The organism is Nocardioides dongkuii (assembly GCF_014127485.1).
GTDB classification, from domain to species: Bacteria; Actinomycetota; Actinomycetes; order Propionibacteriales; family Nocardioidaceae; genus Nocardioides; species Nocardioides dongkuii.
This window is the reverse complement of record NZ_CP059903.1, coordinates 420,977-438,023: the sequence shown is the minus strand read 5'-3', so window position 1 is coordinate 438,023 and position 17,047 is coordinate 420,977. Positions and strand designations below refer to the sequence as shown.

11 protein-coding genes are annotated in these 17,047 nt (G+C 73.7%); 5 read left to right on the top strand and 6 right to left on the bottom strand.

Annotated features, from left to right (window positions below):
• Nucleotides 1–15: 15 nt before the first annotated feature.
• A complete protein-coding gene (locus H4O22_RS01995; RefSeq protein ID WP_182525444.1) occupies nt 16–2,115 on the top strand; it encodes a PP2C family protein-serine/threonine phosphatase in 2,100 nt (699 codons plus the stop codon).
• A gap of 56 nt (nt 2,116–2,171) precedes the next feature.
• On the opposite strand, the gene H4O22_RS01990 is transcribed toward H4O22_RS01995, so the two are convergent.
• The 6 genes from H4O22_RS01990 to H4O22_RS01965 are packed head-to-tail and all read right to left on the bottom strand — an operon-like array spanning nt 2,172 to nt 11,214.
• A complete protein-coding gene (locus tag H4O22_RS01990; protein ID WP_220451250.1) occupies nt 2,172–3,287 on the bottom strand; it encodes a uroporphyrinogen-III synthase in 1,116 nt (371 codons plus the stop codon).
• Nucleotides 3,284–3,625 carry a nitrite reductase small subunit NirD gene (nirD, locus tag H4O22_RS01985; RefSeq protein ID WP_182525443.1) on the bottom strand — a complete coding sequence of 114 codons (342 nt, stop codon included), beginning with the start codon at nt 3,623–3,625 and terminating at the stop codon, nt 3,284–3,286. Before nirD ends, H4O22_RS01990 begins: the two co-directional genes overlap by 4 nt.
• Nucleotides 3,622–6,177 carry a nitrite reductase large subunit NirB gene (gene nirB, locus H4O22_RS01980; RefSeq protein ID WP_182525442.1) on the bottom strand — a complete coding sequence of 852 codons (2,556 nt, stop codon included), beginning with the start codon at nt 6,175–6,177 and terminating at the stop codon, nt 3,622–3,624. The genes nirD and nirB overlap by 4 nt, the downstream gene beginning before the upstream one ends.
• Nucleotides 6,174–7,607 (bottom strand): FAD-dependent oxidoreductase, encoded by a 1,434-nt coding sequence (locus H4O22_RS01975; RefSeq protein WP_182525441.1) that lies wholly within the window; start codon nt 7,605–7,607, stop codon nt 6,174–6,176. The genes nirB and H4O22_RS01975 overlap by 4 nt, the downstream gene beginning before the upstream one ends.
• Nucleotides 7,604–9,703 (bottom strand): molybdopterin oxidoreductase family protein, encoded by a 2,100-nt coding sequence (locus H4O22_RS01970; RefSeq protein WP_280530176.1) that lies wholly within the window; start codon nt 9,701–9,703, stop codon nt 7,604–7,606. Before H4O22_RS01970 ends, H4O22_RS01975 begins: the two co-directional genes overlap by 4 nt.
• A 5-nt stretch (nt 9,704–9,708) precedes the next feature.
• On the bottom strand, nt 9,709–11,214 hold the full coding sequence (locus H4O22_RS01965) for an MFS transporter (RefSeq protein ID WP_182525440.1): 1,506 nt from the start codon (nt 11,212–11,214) through the stop codon (nt 9,709–9,711).
• A gap of 251 nt (nt 11,215–11,465) precedes the next feature.
• Between H4O22_RS01965 and H4O22_RS01960 the strand changes: the two genes are divergently transcribed.
• The 4 genes from H4O22_RS01960 to nhaA all read left to right on the top strand — a co-directional run bounded on the left by H4O22_RS01960 (nt 11,466) and on the right by nhaA (nt 16,971).
• A complete protein-coding gene (locus H4O22_RS01960) occupies nt 11,466–11,831 on the top strand; it encodes a DUF485 domain-containing protein (RefSeq protein WP_182525439.1) in 366 nt (121 codons plus the stop codon).
• Between the two features lies 1 nt (nt 11,832).
• Nucleotides 11,833–13,449 carry a solute symporter family protein gene (locus H4O22_RS01955; protein ID WP_182525438.1) on the top strand — a complete coding sequence of 539 codons (1,617 nt, stop codon included), beginning with the start codon at nt 11,833–11,835 and terminating at the stop codon, nt 13,447–13,449.
• A gap of 114 nt (nt 13,450–13,563) precedes the next feature.
• Nucleotides 13,564–15,543: an acetate--CoA ligase gene (acs, locus tag H4O22_RS01950; protein WP_182525437.1), complete on the top strand. Its 1,980-nt coding sequence runs from the start codon at nt 13,564–13,566 to the stop codon at nt 15,541–15,543.
• Between the two features lie 99 nt (nt 15,544–15,642).
• A complete protein-coding gene (gene nhaA, locus H4O22_RS01945; protein WP_182525436.1) occupies nt 15,643–16,971 on the top strand; it encodes a Na+/H+ antiporter NhaA in 1,329 nt (442 codons plus the stop codon).
• Nucleotides 16,972–17,047 lie beyond the last annotated feature (76 nt).

Here is a 17,047-nt window from a genome sequence, read left to right as displayed (position 1 = left end):
CCTGACAGGAGCGCCGTGGACCGGTTCCGCCTGCAGGGCCGTCCGCCGGACGGCCCCGTCGTCGCCGCGTCGCTGGCGCTGCTCGGCGCGCTGCTCGTGGTCGATCTCGTCAGCGGCGTCCAGCTCGCCGGCGTGTACGGCGGGGCCGCGGTCGTCACCTCGATCACCTCGCGGATCCGGTGGACCGCTGCCGTCGGCGCCGCGAGCATCGCCACGGCGGTGGCCTCCGGCGCCTGGCACGGCACGGTGGACACCTTCGAGTTCTGGGTCCGGGCGGTCGGCTGCGCCGTGATCGTGCTCGCCGCCGTGGGGGCGGCCGCCGTCGGGCAGCGCTACCGCCGCCGGCTGGAGGCGACCGCGCACCTCTCCCAGCGGCTCCTGGACTCGCTGGCCGCCGACCTCACCAGCGCCTCCACCCCGCGGGAGGTGGCCCAGAGCTTCGTCGAGAACGCCGGCGCGACCCTCGCCGCCTCCTCGTCCCGGGTCTTCGTCCTGGAGGGCGAGGTGCTGCGCTCGATCGCCTGGGACGGGGCCGGCCAGGGCATCCAGGGGAAGTACGACGAGGTCCCGCTGGACTCGGCGAGCCCCCTCGCCGTCGCCGTGCGGACGGCGACCCCGCACCACTACGCCGACCGGTCGGAGATCGAGCTCGCCTTCCCGGACCTGCGCGGGTACTACACCGAGGAGCGCAGCCTGCACCTCGTCCCGCTGCTGCACGAGGGCACCGGCACCGGTCTGCTGGCGCTCTCCTTCACCCCCGGGCGCCGCCCGCACGGAGCGACCACCGGCTTCCTCGACGCCCTCGGCAACGCGCTCAGCCGGGCCCTGCAGCGGGCCGCCGGCCTCGAGCAGGAGCGCGCCGCGGCCCAGCGGCTCGCGCTGCTGGCGGAGGCCTCGATGACACTGGCGAGCACCCTGGAGCTCCCGGCGACGCTGGACGAGATCGGCCGGCTGCTCGTCCCCCGGTTCGCGGACTGCTGCGTCGTGCAGCTGCTCGAGAACGGCGTGCTGCAGACCGCGCACCTCGTGCACGCCGATCCGCCCACCTCGGCCCGCACCCGCGCCCTGCACGGCCGCTTCCCCATCCGGATGGACGCGCCGGCGGGTCCCCCGCAGGTGGTCCGCACCGGGGTGAGCGAGGTGCACCCGTCCGTCCCGCCGGAGCTGCTCGCCGCGGCCGCGACGAGCGAGGAGCACCGCGAGGTGCTCGCCGGCCTGGGGATCACCAGCGCCCTGGTGGCGCCGCTGCGCGGCCGGGACAGGGTCCTCGGCGCGATCACGCTCATCCACGCCGCGTCGGGTCGGCGCTACTCCCAGGACGACGTCTCCTTCCTCGAGGACGTCGCGGACCGCGCGGCGCTCGCCCTCGAGAACGCCGCGGCGTTCCGCGAGCAGCGCAGCCGGCTGGCCGATGTCACCCGGGTCGCGGAGGCGGCGCAGCGCGCCATCCTGGCCCCGCCCCCGGCCCGCACCGGCACCGTCGCCCTGGCCGCGCGCTACGTCAGCGCCGCCGCCGATGCGCAGGTCGGCGGCGACCTCTACGAGGTCGTGCCGCGACCCGACGGCGTCCGCCTGCTCGTCGGCGACGTGCGCGGCAAGGGCCTCTCGGCGGTGCGGACCGCCACCATCGTCCTCGGCGAGTTCCGGTCCGCCGCCGCCGACCTCGACGACCTCGCGGACGTCGCCGTGCGCGTCGACCGGCGGCTGCGCTCCTACCTCACCGACGAGGACTTCGTCACCGCCTGCTTCGTGGAGCTGCGCGCCGACGGCACGTACGACGCGCTCACCTGCGGCCACCCGGCCCCGGTCGTCGTGTCGCACGGGCAGCTCTGCGACCTGATCATGGTGCACAGCCCACCGCTCGGCCTCGGGGTCACGCCGGTGGTCTCCCGCGGCACCCTGCACCCCGGCGACCGGATGGTGCTGTTCACCGACGGTCTCGCCGAGGCCCGGCTGCCGAACGGCGAGTTCGTCGACCACCACGCGGTCCTGGCCCCCATCGCCCAGGGCCCGCTGGAGTCCTCGCTCGACGAGGCGCTCGACGTCCTGCGGTCGCTGGTGGGCGGGGTGCTGGGCGACGACCTGGCGCTGCTCGTGGCCGAGCACCGCGGCTGAGCCGTCCCCCGGCGCCGGAGCCCGCGGCACGTCGAGGAGCCCAGGTCAGCGGTCCCTCAACCACCGACCGCGAGCCGGTAGCCGCGCTTGACGACGGTCTGGACCGCCTTGGTGCCGAGGGCGGCGCGGAGCCGGGCGACGGCCATCTCCACGGCGTGCTCCGAGCCCGCGGTGCCGCTCGGCAGCATGGCGAGCAGGGCGCGCCGGGACACGACGTTGCCGGGGTTCGCCACCAGCGCCTGGAGGACGGCCGCCGGCGCCGCCGAGAGCCGCACCTCGACCCCGTCCAGGAGCACGTCGTCGCCGTGCAGGAGGAGCACGGAGCCGCCGGTGAGCGTGAGCGCGAGCCCGCCGCGGCGCGAGGGCAGCTCGGTCTCGAGCTGCTTGACCATCGCGACCAGCCGGGAGCGCTCGGGGACGATCGTGGGCACCCCCCAGAGCTCGAACGCCGCGGCGGTCACCGGGCCGACGCAGGCCGCGACCACGTCGGCCTGGAACGCGGTGACCACGTCGTCGCGGCGGCCGGTGGGTCCGGCCGCGCCCATCAGCGCGGCGACCGCGGGCGCGGAGGTGAAGGTGACGGCGTCGAGCTCGCGGTCGGCGATCAGGTCGATCAGCCGGAACATCGGCTCGGGGTCCTCGGCGCCGACGACGCGGTAGACCGTCACGACCCGGACGTCGGCGCCCCGGCGGCGCAGCGCGTGCGCGACCATCGAGAGCGACTGGCCGTGCTCCTGCACGACGATCCGGATCCCGGTCAGGTCGCGGCCGCGCAGGTGCTCGAGCACGTCCTCGAAGCACTCCGACTCCGGCGCCCACAGCTCGCGCAGGCCGCGGCGGCGCAGCGCGCCGACGGACTTGGGGCCGCGGGCGAGGATCTCGGCGTCGCCGAGCGCCGCGACCAGGCGGTCGGCGAGCCCCCAGCGGTCCGCGGCGGCGAACCACGCCTTCATGCCGATGCCCGTGGTCGCGAGGAACATGTCGACCGGCCGCGCGAGCACGTCCTCGGTCGCCGCCCGCAGCTCGACGTCGTCGACCTGGTTGGGGTCCTGGGAGAGCGCGGGTGCCCATTCGACGGCCGCCCCGCGGCGCTCGAGGAGCGCCACCTGCTCCTCGACCTTGCGGGCGGCGGTCACCCCGACCCGGAAGCCGGCCAGCGGCAGCTCGGTCACGGACCCTCCCTCCTGCGGCCGACGAGCACCGTGCCGTCGGGACCCACCTGGACGTCGTACGTCGGGACCCGGACCGCCGCGTCGTCGAGGCACTGTCCGGTGCGCAGGTCGAAGGCCTGCTTGTGCATCGGGGAGGCCACGAACACGGTGTCTCCCCGGGTCCCCACGATGCCACGGGCCAGGACCGAGGCCCGTGAGCAGGGATCGTAGTTGCCGATCGCCAGCACCTCGTCGTCGTGGGTGCGGAACACGGCGACCGCCTCGCCGTCGACCAGCGCGCACACCGCGCCCTCGACCTCGATCTGCGCGAGCCGGCAGACGGCGGTGTACGTCGTCATCGGGGCGCCCCGACCGGGATCGTCGCCCCGAGCGGCACCGGGTCGCCGGGCACCGCCTGCCCCCGCTCCTCGCGGAAGGAGATCGTGGGGTCCGGGACGCCGGGGGCGTTGACGAAGGAGACGAACCGCTCCAGCTTCGCCGGGTCCTCGATGGTCGCCTTCCACTCGTCGAAGTAGGAGTCCACGTGGGCGGCCATCGCCGCCTCCAGCTCCGAGCCCAGCCCCAGCTCGTCGTCGACCACCACCGCCCGCACCCGCTCCAGGCCGCCGTCGAGCGAGTCCACCCAGGGAGCCGTGCGCTGCAGCCGGTCGGCGGTGCGGATGTAGTACATGAGGAACCGGTCGAGGTAGCGCACCAGCGTCTCGGTGTCGAGGTCGCCGGCGAGCAGGCGGGCGTGCACCGGGGTGGCGCCGCCGTTGCCCCCGACGTAGAGGTTCCAGCCCTTCTCGGTCGCGATCACGCCGAAGTCCTTGCCGCGGGCCTCCGCGCACTCGCGCGCGCAGCCGCTGACCCCGCCCTTGAGCTTGTGCGGCGAGCGGAGCCCGCGGTAGCGCAGCTCCAGGTCGACGGCCAGCTGCACCGAGTCCTGCACGCCGTACCGGCACCAGGTCGAGCCGACGCAGGACTTCACCGTGCGCAGCGACTTGCCGTAGGCGTGCCCGGACTCGAAGCCGGCGTCGACGAGCCGGCGCCAGATCTCCGGCAGCTGCTCCATCCGGGCGCCGAAGAGGTCGATCCGCTGACCGCCGGTGATCTTGGTGTAGAGCCCGTAGTCCTGGGCGACCTGGCCGATCACGATCAGCTTCTCGGGGGTGATCTCGCCGCCGGGGATGCGGGGCACCACCGAGTAGGTGCCGTTGCGCTGGATGTTGGCGAGGTAGGCGTCGTTGGTGTCCTGGAGGGTCCGCCGGTCCGCCTCGAGCACGTGCCCGTTCAGCTGGCTGGCCAGGATCGAGGCGACCACCGGCTTGCAGACGTCGCACCCGCGACCGCGGCCGTGCGCGGCGACGATGTCGTCGAAGCGCGTGTGGCCGTGCACGGCCACCACGTCGAAGAGCTCCTGGCGGGTGAGCGGGAAGTGCTCGCACAGGCTGCGGTCGACGGTCCGCCCGACGGCCGCGAAGTGGTCCTCGACGATCTTCTTGACCAGCGGCTTGCAGGACCCGCAGGTGCTGCCGGCGCGGGTGCAGCGGGTCACGCAGGACGGGCTGTCGCACGTGCCGCCCTCGTCGACGGCGTCGAGGATGGCGCGCTTGGTGACGTCGTTGCAGGAGCACACCTGCGCCTCGTCGGGCAGGCCGACGTCGACCGCGCCGCCGCGGCCCGCGGGCAGGATCAGCTCCTCGGGGTTGGCGGGCAGCTCGATGCCGCTGGCGACCATCGGCCGCAGCACGCCGTACGCCGAGGCGTCGCCGACCAGGATGCCGCCCAGCAGCTGCCGGCCGTCCTCGGAGACGACCAGCTTCTTGTAGACCCCGGCGACCGCGTCGGCGAAGACCAGCTCCAGCGCGTCGGGGGTGGTCGCGAACGCGTCGCCGAAGCTGGCCACGTCCACGCCCATCAGCTTGAGCTTGGTCGACAGGTCCGCGCCGGTGAAGCTGCCGGACCCGCCGAGCAGCGCGTCGACGACGACCTCGGCCATCGCGTAGCCGGGCGCGACCAGGCCGTACATGCGGCCGGCCGGCGCCGCGCACTCGCCGATCGCCCACACGTGCGGGTCGGAGGTGCGACACCGCTCGTCGACGAGGACGCCGCCGCGCTCGGCGAGGTCGAGGCCCGCGGCGCGGGCCAGCGCGTCCCGCGGCCGGATGCCGGCGGAGAAGACCACCACCTCGGCCTCGACCGTGCCCGCCTCCCCCAGGTCCAGGCCCGCCGCCCGGCCGTCCTGCTCGAGCACCGCGGAGGTCCGGGCGCCGGTGTGCACGCTGAGGCCGAGCTTCTCGATGTGCCGGGTCAGCACCGCCCCGCCGGCGTCGTCGACCTGGACCGCCATCAGGCGCGGCGCCATCTCGACCACGTGCGTCTCGAGGCCCAGCTGGGCGAGCGCGTTCGCGGCCTCGAGCCCGAGCAGGCCGCCGCCGACGACCGCGCCCACGGTCGCGGCGCCGGCCGCCTCGCGGATCGCCTCGAGGTCCTCGACGGTGCGGTAGACGAAGCAGCCGGGCAGGTCGTGCCCGGGCACCGGCGGCACGAACGGGGCCGCCCCGGTCGCCAGCACCAGCTCGTCGTAGACCAGCACCTCGCCGCCCGCGAGCAGCACGGTGCGGGTCTCGGGGTCGACGCCCTCGACCGCGGTGCCGAGGACCAGCCGCACCCGCGGGTCGTCGTACGCCCCCGACGGCAGGAGGGAGAGCGCGTCCGCGCCGACCTCGAAGAACGAGGTGAGCGCGACGCGGTCGTACGCCGGCCGCGGCTCCTCGCCCACCACCACGATGTCGTGGGTCTCGGTGAGGCCGCGCTCGATCGCCGCCTGCACGAAGCGGTGGCCGACCATGCCGTGGCCGACGACGACCAGCGTCCTGCGCTGGTGGGGGCGGTGCTGGGGGCTCATCGGGGGGTTCCTTCCAAGGGGGCGGTGCGGGCGGCGAGCAGCAGGCGGACGGCGGCGGAGCAGCCGCCGCAGCCGGTGGTGGCACGGGTGGTCTGCCGGGCCTCCTCGAGCGAGGCGCAGGCCCGCACGGCCCCGGCGCTGACGCCGGCGCACGCGCAGACCTCCGCGTCGTCGGGCAGCACGGGGACGGCGGCCGCGGTGGCGCGGTCGGGCATCAGCAGCAGGCCGGGCTCGGTCGGGCCGAGGACCGTGCCGCGGTCGTAGTGCTGGGTGATCAGACCGATGCGGGACAGGTCGCCGACCAGCGTGCCGGCGACGATCCGGCCGTCGCGGACGACGAGGCGGCGGTGCGACCCGACGACGGGGTTGGTGACCTCGACGACCTCGCCGCCGGTGGCCTGCGGGTCCCCGAGCACGGCGACCTCGAGCCCGGTGGCCCGCAGCCGCGCCACGCTGCGGGTGCCGGCGTAGGTGACGTCCTCGCCGGCGAGGTGGGCGGCGACCAGCGCGGCCTGCTCCCAGGCGGGCGGCACGAAGCCGGTGGTCCGGCCGCCGTGCTCGGCGCAGTCGCCGACGGCGTGGACGCGCTCGTCGGCCACCGAGCGGAGCCGGTCGTCGACGACGATCCCGCGGCGCACGGTGAGCCCCGCGCGCCGGGCCAGGGCGGTGCTCGGGCGGCCTCCGGCGGTGAGCACGACCAGGTCGGTCTCGAGCGTGTAGCCGTTGTCCAGGACCAGCCCGGCGTCGTCGAGGCGCACCGCCCGGGCGCCGGTGTAGACGGTCACGCCCAGCCGGCGCAGGTCGCGGGCGATGATCGCGCCCGCCTTCGCGTCGACCTGGCTGCGCAGCAGGTGCTCGCCGCCCTCGACCACCTCGACGGCGAGGCCGCGGACGCCGAGCGCCCGGGCGACCTGCAGGCCGAGCAGCCCGCCGCCCACGACGACCGCGCGCCGGACAGCACCGTGGGTCGAGCCCGTCGAGCCCGATGTCACCGCGGCGTCCAGCCGGTCGCAGTCGTCGAGGCTGCGGAACGCGTGCACCGCGTCGTGCAGCCGGCCGTCGACCCGGACGAGCCCGCGGATCGGCGGGAGGGTCGGGACGGACCCGGTGGCCAGCACCAGCCGGTCGTAGCCGAGCCGGGTGCCGTCGACCAGCATCACCTCGCGGGCGTCGCGGTCGACGTCCAGGACCCGGGCGCCGAGCCGCAGGTCGACGCCCTGCTCGGCGTACCACCCCGCCGTCCGCAGGGTCAGCGCCGCGCGGCTGTGGGTGCCCTCCAGGACCGCCGACAGCAGGATCCGGTTGTACGGCGCGTGCGGCTCGTCGCCGAGCACCGTCACGTGGTGCCCGGTCCGCCGGGCGACCAGCTCCTCGACCAGCCGGGTCGCGGCCATGCCGGACCCGACCACGACGACCCGCTCGCCGCTCATGACGCCCTCTCGGTGGTCGAGTAGCCGTCGCGAGGGACGAGCGACGGCGTATCGAGACCCACCGCCGCGGCGCAGACCTTGAACTCCGGCATCCCGCTCATGGGGTCGAGCGCGTCGTGCGTGAGCCGGTTGGCGCCGACCCAGTGGAACGGCACGAAGACGGTGTCCGGGCGGATCGTGGCGACCACCCGGGCCGGCGCCGTCAGCTGCCCGCGGCGGGTGCTGACCACCACCGGCTCGCCGTCGTGGGCGCCGATCCGGTCGGCGAGCATCGGGTGCAGCTCGACGAACGGCCCGTCGTCGGGCAGCTCCCGCACCCGCCGGGTCTGGGCGCCGGACTGGTACTGCGCGAGCACCCGACCGGTCGTCAGGTGCACGGGGTACGCCACGTCGAGCGGCTCCGCGGGGCCCGCGTGGTCGACGTCCACGCACCGTGCCCGCCCGTCGGGAGTGGCGAAGGAGGCAGCGAAGAGCCGGGACGTGCCGGGGTGCTCGGGGGTGGGGCAGGGCCAGAACACCCCGTGCTCGGCGCGGATCCGGTCGTAGCTGATCCCGGCGTAGTCGGCGCGGCCGCCCGCGGAGGCGCGACCGAGCTCGGCGAAGACCTCCTCGGGGTCGGTGGCGAAGACCCCGGGCGAGCCCAGCCGCGCGGCGAGGCCGGCGATCACGTCGAGGTCGCTGCGCACCCCGTCGGGCGGGGCGACCGCGCGCTCGCGGAGCACGACCCGGCCCTCGAGGTTGGTCATCGTGCCGGTCTCCTCGGCCCACTGCGTGACCGGCAGGACGACGTCGGCCATCGCGGCGGTCTCGCTCAGCACGAGGTCGGCGACCACGAGCAGGTCGAGCGCCGCGAGCCGCTCGGCGACGTGCGTGGCGTTCGGCGCGGAGACCACGATGTTGGAGCCGAAGACCAGCAGCGCCCGCGAGCCGGTGCCGAGCGACTCGAGCAGCTCGTACGCCGAGAGCCCCTTCCCCGGCAGCGACGCGGGCTCGACGCCCCAGACCCGCGCCACGTGCTCCCGGGCGGCCGGGTCGTCGATCATCCGGTAGCCGGGCAGCTGGTCGGACTTCTGCCCGTGCTCGCGCCCGCCCTGGCCGTTGCCCTGGCCGGTCAGGCACCCGTAGCCGGCGTGCGGCCTCCCGGGCATTCCGAGCGCGAGCGCCACGTTGATCCAGCCCAGCACGGTGGCGGTGCCCTGGGCGTGCTGCTCGGCGCCGCGCGCGGTGAGCACCGTGACCCGCCCGGCGGCGGCGAGCCGCTCCGCGAGCACCCGCAGCTCGGCGACGGGGACGCCCGTGACCCGCTCGACCCGCTCGGGCCACCAGGCGGCCGCCGTACGACGGGCCGCGTCCAGGCCGGTGGTGCGCGCCGCGACGTACTCCTCGTCGACGGCGCCGGCCGCGTCGAGCAGGTGCAGCAGGCCCAGGCTCAGCGCCAGGTCGGTGCCGGGCACGGGCTGGAGGAAGGTGTCGGCGCGGTCGGCGGTCGGCGTACGCCGCGGGTCGACGACCACGACGTGGCCGCCGTTCGCGCGGAGCCGGTCGAGGTGCCGGGCCGCGGGCGGCATCGTCTCGGCGAGGTTCGAGCCGACCAGCACGAGCACGTCGGTGTCCTCGACGTCGGCCAGCGGGAAGGGCAGCCCCCGGTCGATCCCGAACGCCTGGTTGGCCGCCGAGGCCGCGGAGCTCATGCACCAGCGGCCGTTGTAGTCGATCCGGCTGGTGCGCAGCGCGACCCGGGCGAGCTTGCCCAGCTGGTAGGCCTTCTCGTTGGTCAGCCCCCCGCCCCCGAAGACCGCGACCGTGTCCGGGCCGTGCGCGGCCTGCAGCGCCCGGAGCCGGTCGGCGACCAGGTCGAGGGCCTCGTCCCAGGACGCGGCCCGCAGCTCGCCGGTCGCCCGGTCGCGCAGCAGCGGCGTGGTGAGCCGCTCGCGGTGGCCGCGGAGCCCGGTCGCCGTCCAGCCCTTGCGGCACAGGGCGCCCTCGTTCACGGGGAACTCCGGCCAGGCCCGCACCTCCAGGCGGCGGCCCTCCCGCGCGAGGGTCATGCCGCACTGCAGGCTGCAGTAGGGGCAGTGCGTCCGGGTCTCGGTCACGCCGCTCAGATCCCGGCGCCGGCGAGGCTGGTGTGCGCCCTCGCCGGGGTCGGCCGGCGCAGGAAGACGAACCAGGTCACGGCGGCGCAGAGCAGGTAGAAGCCGGTGAAGACGACGAACGCGCCCTTGGTGGCCTCCATCGGCTGCTCGACCCACGGCGAGCTGAACGCGATCGGGATGAGGAAGCCCCCGACGGCGCCGACCGCGCCGATGACGCCGATCGCGGCCGAGGCCTGCTTGGTGGCGACGCCGAGCGCGGTGGCGCGCTCGGCGGTGCCGGGGGTGCTGGCCCGCTCGGCGCGGGTGCGGAAGATCGCCGGGATCATCTTGTACGTCGAGCCGTTGCCGATGCCGGTGCTGGCGAAGACGCAGAGGAAGAACGCGAGGAACCAGGGGAACCAGGACTGGTTGTCCTCGGCGACCGCCGGGCTGGCGCCCGGGTTCGGTGTCAGCTGCGTGAGCGTCCACAGCACGGCGAGCGTGAAGACGATCATCCCGCCGAACGCCGCCAGGGTGACCCGCGCGCCGCCGTACCGGTCGGCCAGCCAGCCACCGAGCGGGCGGGTCGCGGAGCCGACGAGCGCCCCCAGGAAGGCGAAGTAGGCGAAGTAGATGCCGGTGCCGAGCGGGGCCGGGTCCGGCACCCAGAAGTTGAGCTTGATGAGCAGCGGCATCGCGGCGGAGTAGCCGATGAAGGAGCCGAACGTCCCGAGGTAGAGGAACGCCATCACCCACGTCTGCGGCTCCCTGACCACCTGGAGCTGCTCGCGCGGCCTCGACCGCGCCGAGCTCAGGTTGTCCATGAACAGGTACGCCGCGAGCGTCGCCACCACCGCGAGGCCGGCGTACACGTAGGCGGCCCGCTCGAGGTGGATCCCGCCGTCGCTCGCCTTGACCATCCCGAAGATCCCGGCGCCGCCGACGATCACCGGCAGGAAGAGTTGGATCAGCGAGACGCCGAAGTTGCCGCCGGCGGCGTTGAGACCGAGCGCGGCCCCCTTCTTGTCGCTGGGGTAGAAGAAGTTGATGTTCGCCATCGAGCTGGCGAAGTTCCCGCCGCCGAGGCCGGCGGTCGCCGCGATCAGGCAGAACACCCAGTACGGCGTGCCGGGGTCCTGCACCGCGACCGCGAAGCCGAGCGTCGGGACCAGCAGCAGCGCCGCGCTGACCATCGTCCAGGTGCGACCGCCGAACCGCGGGACCGCGAACGTGTAGGGCAGCCGGAGCAGGGACCCGACCAGGTTGGGCAGCGCCACGAGCAGGAACAGCTGCTGCGGGCCGAAGTCGAAGCCCATCGACACCAGGAAGACCGAGCTGACGCTCCAGATCAGCCAGACCGAGAACCCGAGGTGCTCGGCGAAGATCGACCAGATCAGGTTGCGGCGGGCGACCCGGCGTCCGGTCGACTCCCAGAACTCCGGGTCCTCCGGGCGCCAGTCGTCGATCCAGCGGCCGCGGCGCGGCGCCGGGTCGGTGGGTGCAGCCGCCGCGCGGGGGTCGGTGATCGTCATGACCCCGATCCTCGGGAGCCGTCGTAACACCGGTGACCTGCCGCCGTACCGGTGCCGTCAACTTCTGCTCACGACCTCACGGGCCTCACGACCTCACCGGACCTCACGACCGTTCGTCGCCCCGGAGCGACCGCTCACCGACACCGCCGATCCGCTCGGCGACAACGGCCCGGTCACCGCTGATCGGCGCGGCCCGCCGCTTCTACCGTGACGGCGATCACATCCACGTCACGCCCGAGAGGGGACCACCCGTGAGCAGCACCTCCGAGCACCACGACCCGGGGCAGGCCGAGCGCCACGACCCCGTGTACGACGAGCTGCACGACCGGCCGGAGTTCACCGAGCTGCGCCGGCTCTACCGGGGCTTCGTGTTCCCCGCGACGGTGGCCTTCCTGGCCTGGTACCTGCTCTACGTCGTCATGTCGAACTGGGCGGGTGGCTTCATGGACACCAAGCTCATCGGCAACATCAACGTGGCCCTGGTCTTCGGGCTGCTGCAGTTCGTGACGACGTTCCTGCTCGCCTGGCTCTACAGCCGGTTCTCCACCGCGAAGCTCGACCCGCTGGCGCGGGTCCTCGACGACGAGTACCGCGCCCACATGGGACAGGGGCGCTGACATGGACGACCAGGTGCTCACCTCGGGCCTCTTCCTCGTCGTCGTCGCGCTGACGGTCGGCATCACCTTCTGGGCGAGCCGGCAGACGTCCGGCACCAACGACTTCTACGCCGGCGGCCGCTCGTTCTCCGGCGTCCAGAACGGCCTCGCGATCGGCGGCGACTACATGTCGGCGGCGTCGTTCCTCGGCATCTCCGGCGCGATCGCGCTCTCCGGGTACGACGGGTTCCTCTACTCGATCGGGTTCCTCGTGGCCTGGCTGGTGGCGCTGCTGCTGGTCGCGGAGATGCTGCGCAACTCCGGCCGCTACACGATGGCCGACCAGCTGGCGTTCCGGATGCGCCGCCGCCCGGTCCGGATGGCGGCGGCGACCTCGACGGTCGTCGTCTCGATCTTCTACCTGCTCGCGCAGATGGTCGGCGCGGGCGCGCTGGTCACCCTGCTGCTCGGCGTCGACGACCAGGCGGTCAAGAACCTCACCATCGTCGCCGTCGGCGCGCTGATGATCTTCTACGTCACCGTCGGCGGCATGAAGGGCACCACCTGGGTGCAGATCGTCAAGGCCGTCCTGCTGATGACCGGCTCCGCGCTGATCGTCGTGCTGGTGCTGATCAAGTTCGACTTCAACCTCTCCGACCTGCTCGGCACCGCGGCGTCGAACTCCGGCCAGGGGTCGGCGTTCCTCGAGCCGGGCCTGCGGTACGGCGTGAGCCTGACCAGCAAGATCGACTTCCTCAGCCTCGGGCTGGCGCTGGTGCTGGGCACGGCGGGGCTGCCGCACATCCTGATCCGCTTCTACACGGTCCCGACCTCGCGCGACGCGCGGAAGTCGGTGCTGTGGGCGATCGGCCTGATCGGGGTGTTCTACCTGTTCACGCTGGTCCTGGGCTTCGGCGCCGCGGCGCTGCTGGACACCGGCACCCTGGACGCCGCGGGCAACCTCGCCTCGCCGCGGCTCGCCGAGGAGGTCGGCGGTGGCGCCGGGACCACGGGCGGGGCGGTCCTGCTGGCCCTGATCGCGGCGGTCGCCTTCGCGACCATCCTCGCCGTGGTCGCCGGCCTGACGCTGACGTCGTCGGCGTCGGTGGCCCACGACATCTACAACAACGTGATCAAGAAGGGCACCGCCACCGAGCAGGAGGAGATCCGGATGACCCGGATCGCCGCTGCGGCCATCGGCGCGATCGCGATCGCGCTGGCGATCCCGGCGCAGAACCTCAACATCGCGTTCCTGGTCGCGCTGGCGTTCGCGGTGGCGGCCTCGGCCAACCTGCCGGCGATCGTCTACAACATGTTCTGGCGCCGGTTCAACACCCGCGGTGCGGTGTGGAGCATCTACGGCGGCCTGATCTCCTCGGTCGGCCTGGTGCTCTTCTCGCCGGTGGTGTCCGGCAAGGGCGAGGACCCGACCGGCAAGAGCCTGTCGCTGCTGCCGAGCAGCATCGACATCTCCTGGTTCCCGCTGGAGAACCCCGGCATCGTCTCCATCCCGCTGGGCTTCTTCCTCGGCTGGCTCGGCAGCGTCACCTCCCAGGAGCCGACCGCCGAGGACCGCCACACCGAGCTCGAGGTCCGCGCGCTCACCGGCGCGGGCGCCGAGCAGGCGATCCAGCACTGACCCGAGCCGGACGTCGTACGGGTGGGTGGTGATCGCCGCCCACCCGTACGACGTCCCGCAACTCCCGCCTAGTGTGGCGTGAGCCACCTCCGACCCGACCCCCAGGAGCACGACGTGAGCGACCAGACCCTCTCGAACCTGCTGAAGGAAGACCGTCGGTTCGAGCCCCCGGCCGAGCTGGCGGCCGAGGCGAACCTCAAGGAGGAGGCGTACGCCCGGGCGGCCGCCGACCGGGAGGGCTTCTGGGCCGAGCAGGCCGACCGGCTCGACTGGGACCGGCGCTGGGACCAGGTGCTCGACTGGAGCAACCCGCCGTTCGCGAAGTGGTTCGTCGGCGGGCGCCTGAACGCGGCGTACAACTGCGTGGACCGGCACGTCGAGGCCGGCCGCGGCGACAAGGTGGCGTTCCACTGGGTCGGCGAGCCGGCCGACGACACCCGCACGATCACCTACGCCGAGCTCCAGGACGAGGTCTGCAAGGCCGCCAACGCACTGACCGACCTCGGCGTCGCGACCGGCGACCGGGTGGCGATCTACATGCCGATGATCCCCGAGGCGGTCGTCACGATGCTGGCCTGCGCCCGCATCGGGGCGCCGCACACGGTGGTCTTCGGCGGGTTCTCCTCCGACGCGCTCGCCTCGCGGCTCACCGACTGCCAGGCCAAGGTCGTGGTCACCGCCGACGGCGGCTACCGCCGCGGCGCGCCGTCCGCGCTCAAGCCGGCGGTCGACGAGGCGCGGACGAAGACCGACGTCGTGGAGAAGGTGCTCGTGGTGCGGCGCACGGGGCAGGACGTCGAGTGGGACGACGGGGTCGACGTGTGGTGGCACGACGCCGTCGACGGCGCCTCGACCGAGCACGCGCTGGAGTTCTTCGACGCCGAGCACCCGCTCTACGTCATGTACACCTCGGGCACGACCGGCAAGCCGAAGGGGATCCTGCACACCACCGGCGGCTACCTCACCGGCTGCGCCTACACCCACTGGGCGGTCTTCGACCTCAAGCCCGAGACCGACGTCTACTGGTGCACCGCCGACATCGGCTGGGTCACCGGCCACTCCTACATCGTCTACGGGCCGCTCGCGAACGGCGCCACGCAGGTGCTCTACGAGGGCACCCCCGACTCCCCCGAGCGCGGCCGCTGGTGGCAGATCATCGAGGAGTACGGCGTCACGATCTTCTACACCGCGCCCACCGCGATCCGCTCGTTCATGAAGCAGGGCCGCGAGATCCCCGACCGGCGCGACATGTCCTCGCTGCGGATCCTCGGCTCGGTCGGTGAGCCGATCAACCCGGAGGCCTACGTCTGGTACCGCCACGTCATCGGCGGCGACCGCACCCCCGTCGTCGACACCTGGTGGCAGACCGAGACCGGCTCGATCATGATCAGCCCGCTGCCGGGCGTCACGCACGGCAAGCCGGGCTCGGCGATGATCCCGATCCCCGGCGTCGCGGCCGACGTGGTGACCGAGGAGGGCGAGTCGGTGCCGAACGGGTCCGGGGGCTACCTCGTGCTCACCGAGCCGTGGCCGGCGATGCTGCGCACCATCTGGGGCGACGACCAGCGCTACCGCGACACCTACTGGTCCCGGTACGCCGGGTTCGGCGAGGACGGCAAGGGCTGGTACTTCGCCGGCGACGGCGCGAAGAAGGACAGCGACGGCGACCTGTGGGTCCTCGGCCGGGTCGACGACGTCATGAACGTCTCCGGCCACCGGCTCTCCACCACCGAGATCGAGTCGGCGCTCGTGTCCCACCCCAAGGTCGCCGAGGCGGCGGTCGTGGGCGCCAAGGACGAGGACACCGGTCAGGCGGTCTGCGCCTTCGTCATCCTGCGCGACGAGGCCGGGGACGGCGGCGAGGACATCGTCGAGGAGCTCCGCAACCACGTGCGGAAGCAGATCGGCGCGATCGCCAAGCCGCGCCAGGTGATGATCGTCCCCGAGCTCCCCAAGACCCGCTCGGGCAAGATCATGCGCCGGCTGCTGCGCGACGTCGCCGAGCACCGCGAGGTCGGCGACGTGACGACGCTGGCCGACTCCTCGGTGATGGACCTGATCTCCTCGGGTCTCTCCGACAAGCCCGAGGACTGACGCGCACCACCGACCAGCCTGGCGACCCCGGTCGCTAGGCTGGTTCGTGGTGCGCCGGGAAGTCTGGTCGGCAGTCGTCCCGCCGACCCCGGAGGTCCCATGACCCAGCCCGAGCCCACCCCCCGCACCCCGCAGCGCCTCTTCTCCCGCGGCTCCTTCCTGGAGAGCTCCCGCATCGCCGAGGTGCTGCGCGCCGAGACGACCGGCGGGATGCTGCTGATCGCCGGCGCGCTGGTCGCGATCGTCTGGGCGAACACCGCCTGGTCGGGCTCGTACGCCGACCTCCGCGACCTCCGGGTGGGTCCGGAGTCCCTCCACCTCGACCTCACCCTCGGCACCTGGGCGGCCGACGGGCTGCTCGCGATCTTCTTCTTCGTCGTCGGCCTCGAGCTCAAGCGGGAGTTCGTCGCCGGCGACCTGCGCGACCCGCGCCGGGCCGCGCTGCCGGTGGTCGCGGCGGTCGGCGGCATGGCCGTCCCCGCCCTGCTGTACGTCGCGTGGAACGCCGGCTTCGACGGGGACCTCGCCGGCTGGGCGATCCCGACCGCGACCGACATCGCCTTCGCGGTCGCGATCCTGGCCGTGATCAGCACCCACCTGCCGACCGGCCTGCGTACGTTCCTGCTGACCCTCGCCGTGGTCGACGACCTGCTCGCCATCACGGTGATCGCGATCTTCTACACCGACGAGCTGCGCCCGACGTACCTCCTGCTGGCGCTGCTGCCGATCGCCGCCTTCGCCGTGCTCGTGCAGAAGCGGATCCGGTCCGGGTGGCTGCTGGTGCCGCTGGCCGTGGTCGCCTGGGCCCTGGTGCACGAGTCGGGGGTGCACGCCACGGTGGCGGGCGTGCTGCTCGGCTTCACGGTGCCGGTCGTGCGCCAGGCCGCCGGCGACGGACCCGGCCTCGCCGAGCACCTCGAGCACCTGGTGCGGCCGATCTCGGCGGGCATCGCGGTGCCGGTGTTCGCGTTCTTCGCCGCGGGGGTCGACGTGGGCGGGCTCCAGGGGCTGCGCGACGCGCTCACCGACCCGGTGGCGGTCGGCATCATGCTGGGGCTGGTGGTCGGCAAGACCATCGGCATCAGCGGCTCCACCTGGCTGCTCGCGACCTTCACCCGCGCCGACCTCGACGACGAGCTGTCCTGGGTCGACGTCGTCGGGATGGCGATGCTCGCCGGCATCGGGTTCACGGTCTCGCTGCTCATCGGCGAGCTCGCGTACGGCGCCGGGACGCCGCAGGACGAGCACGTGAAGGTCGGCGTCCTCGTCGGCTCGCTGGTCGCGACGGTGCTCGCGACGATCGTCCTGCGCAGCCGCAACAAGGTCTACCGGCGCATCCAGGAGAAGGAGCAGCGCGACGCCGATCGCGACGGGGTACCGGACGTCTACCAGCAGCGGGACGCCCGGGAGGACCCGTCCGGCTTGTAGGGTCTGCACGACCACCCGCAGCATCCGCAGCACCAGCAGAGCACCCAGCACCGCATCCGCACCGAGCAGAGGGACG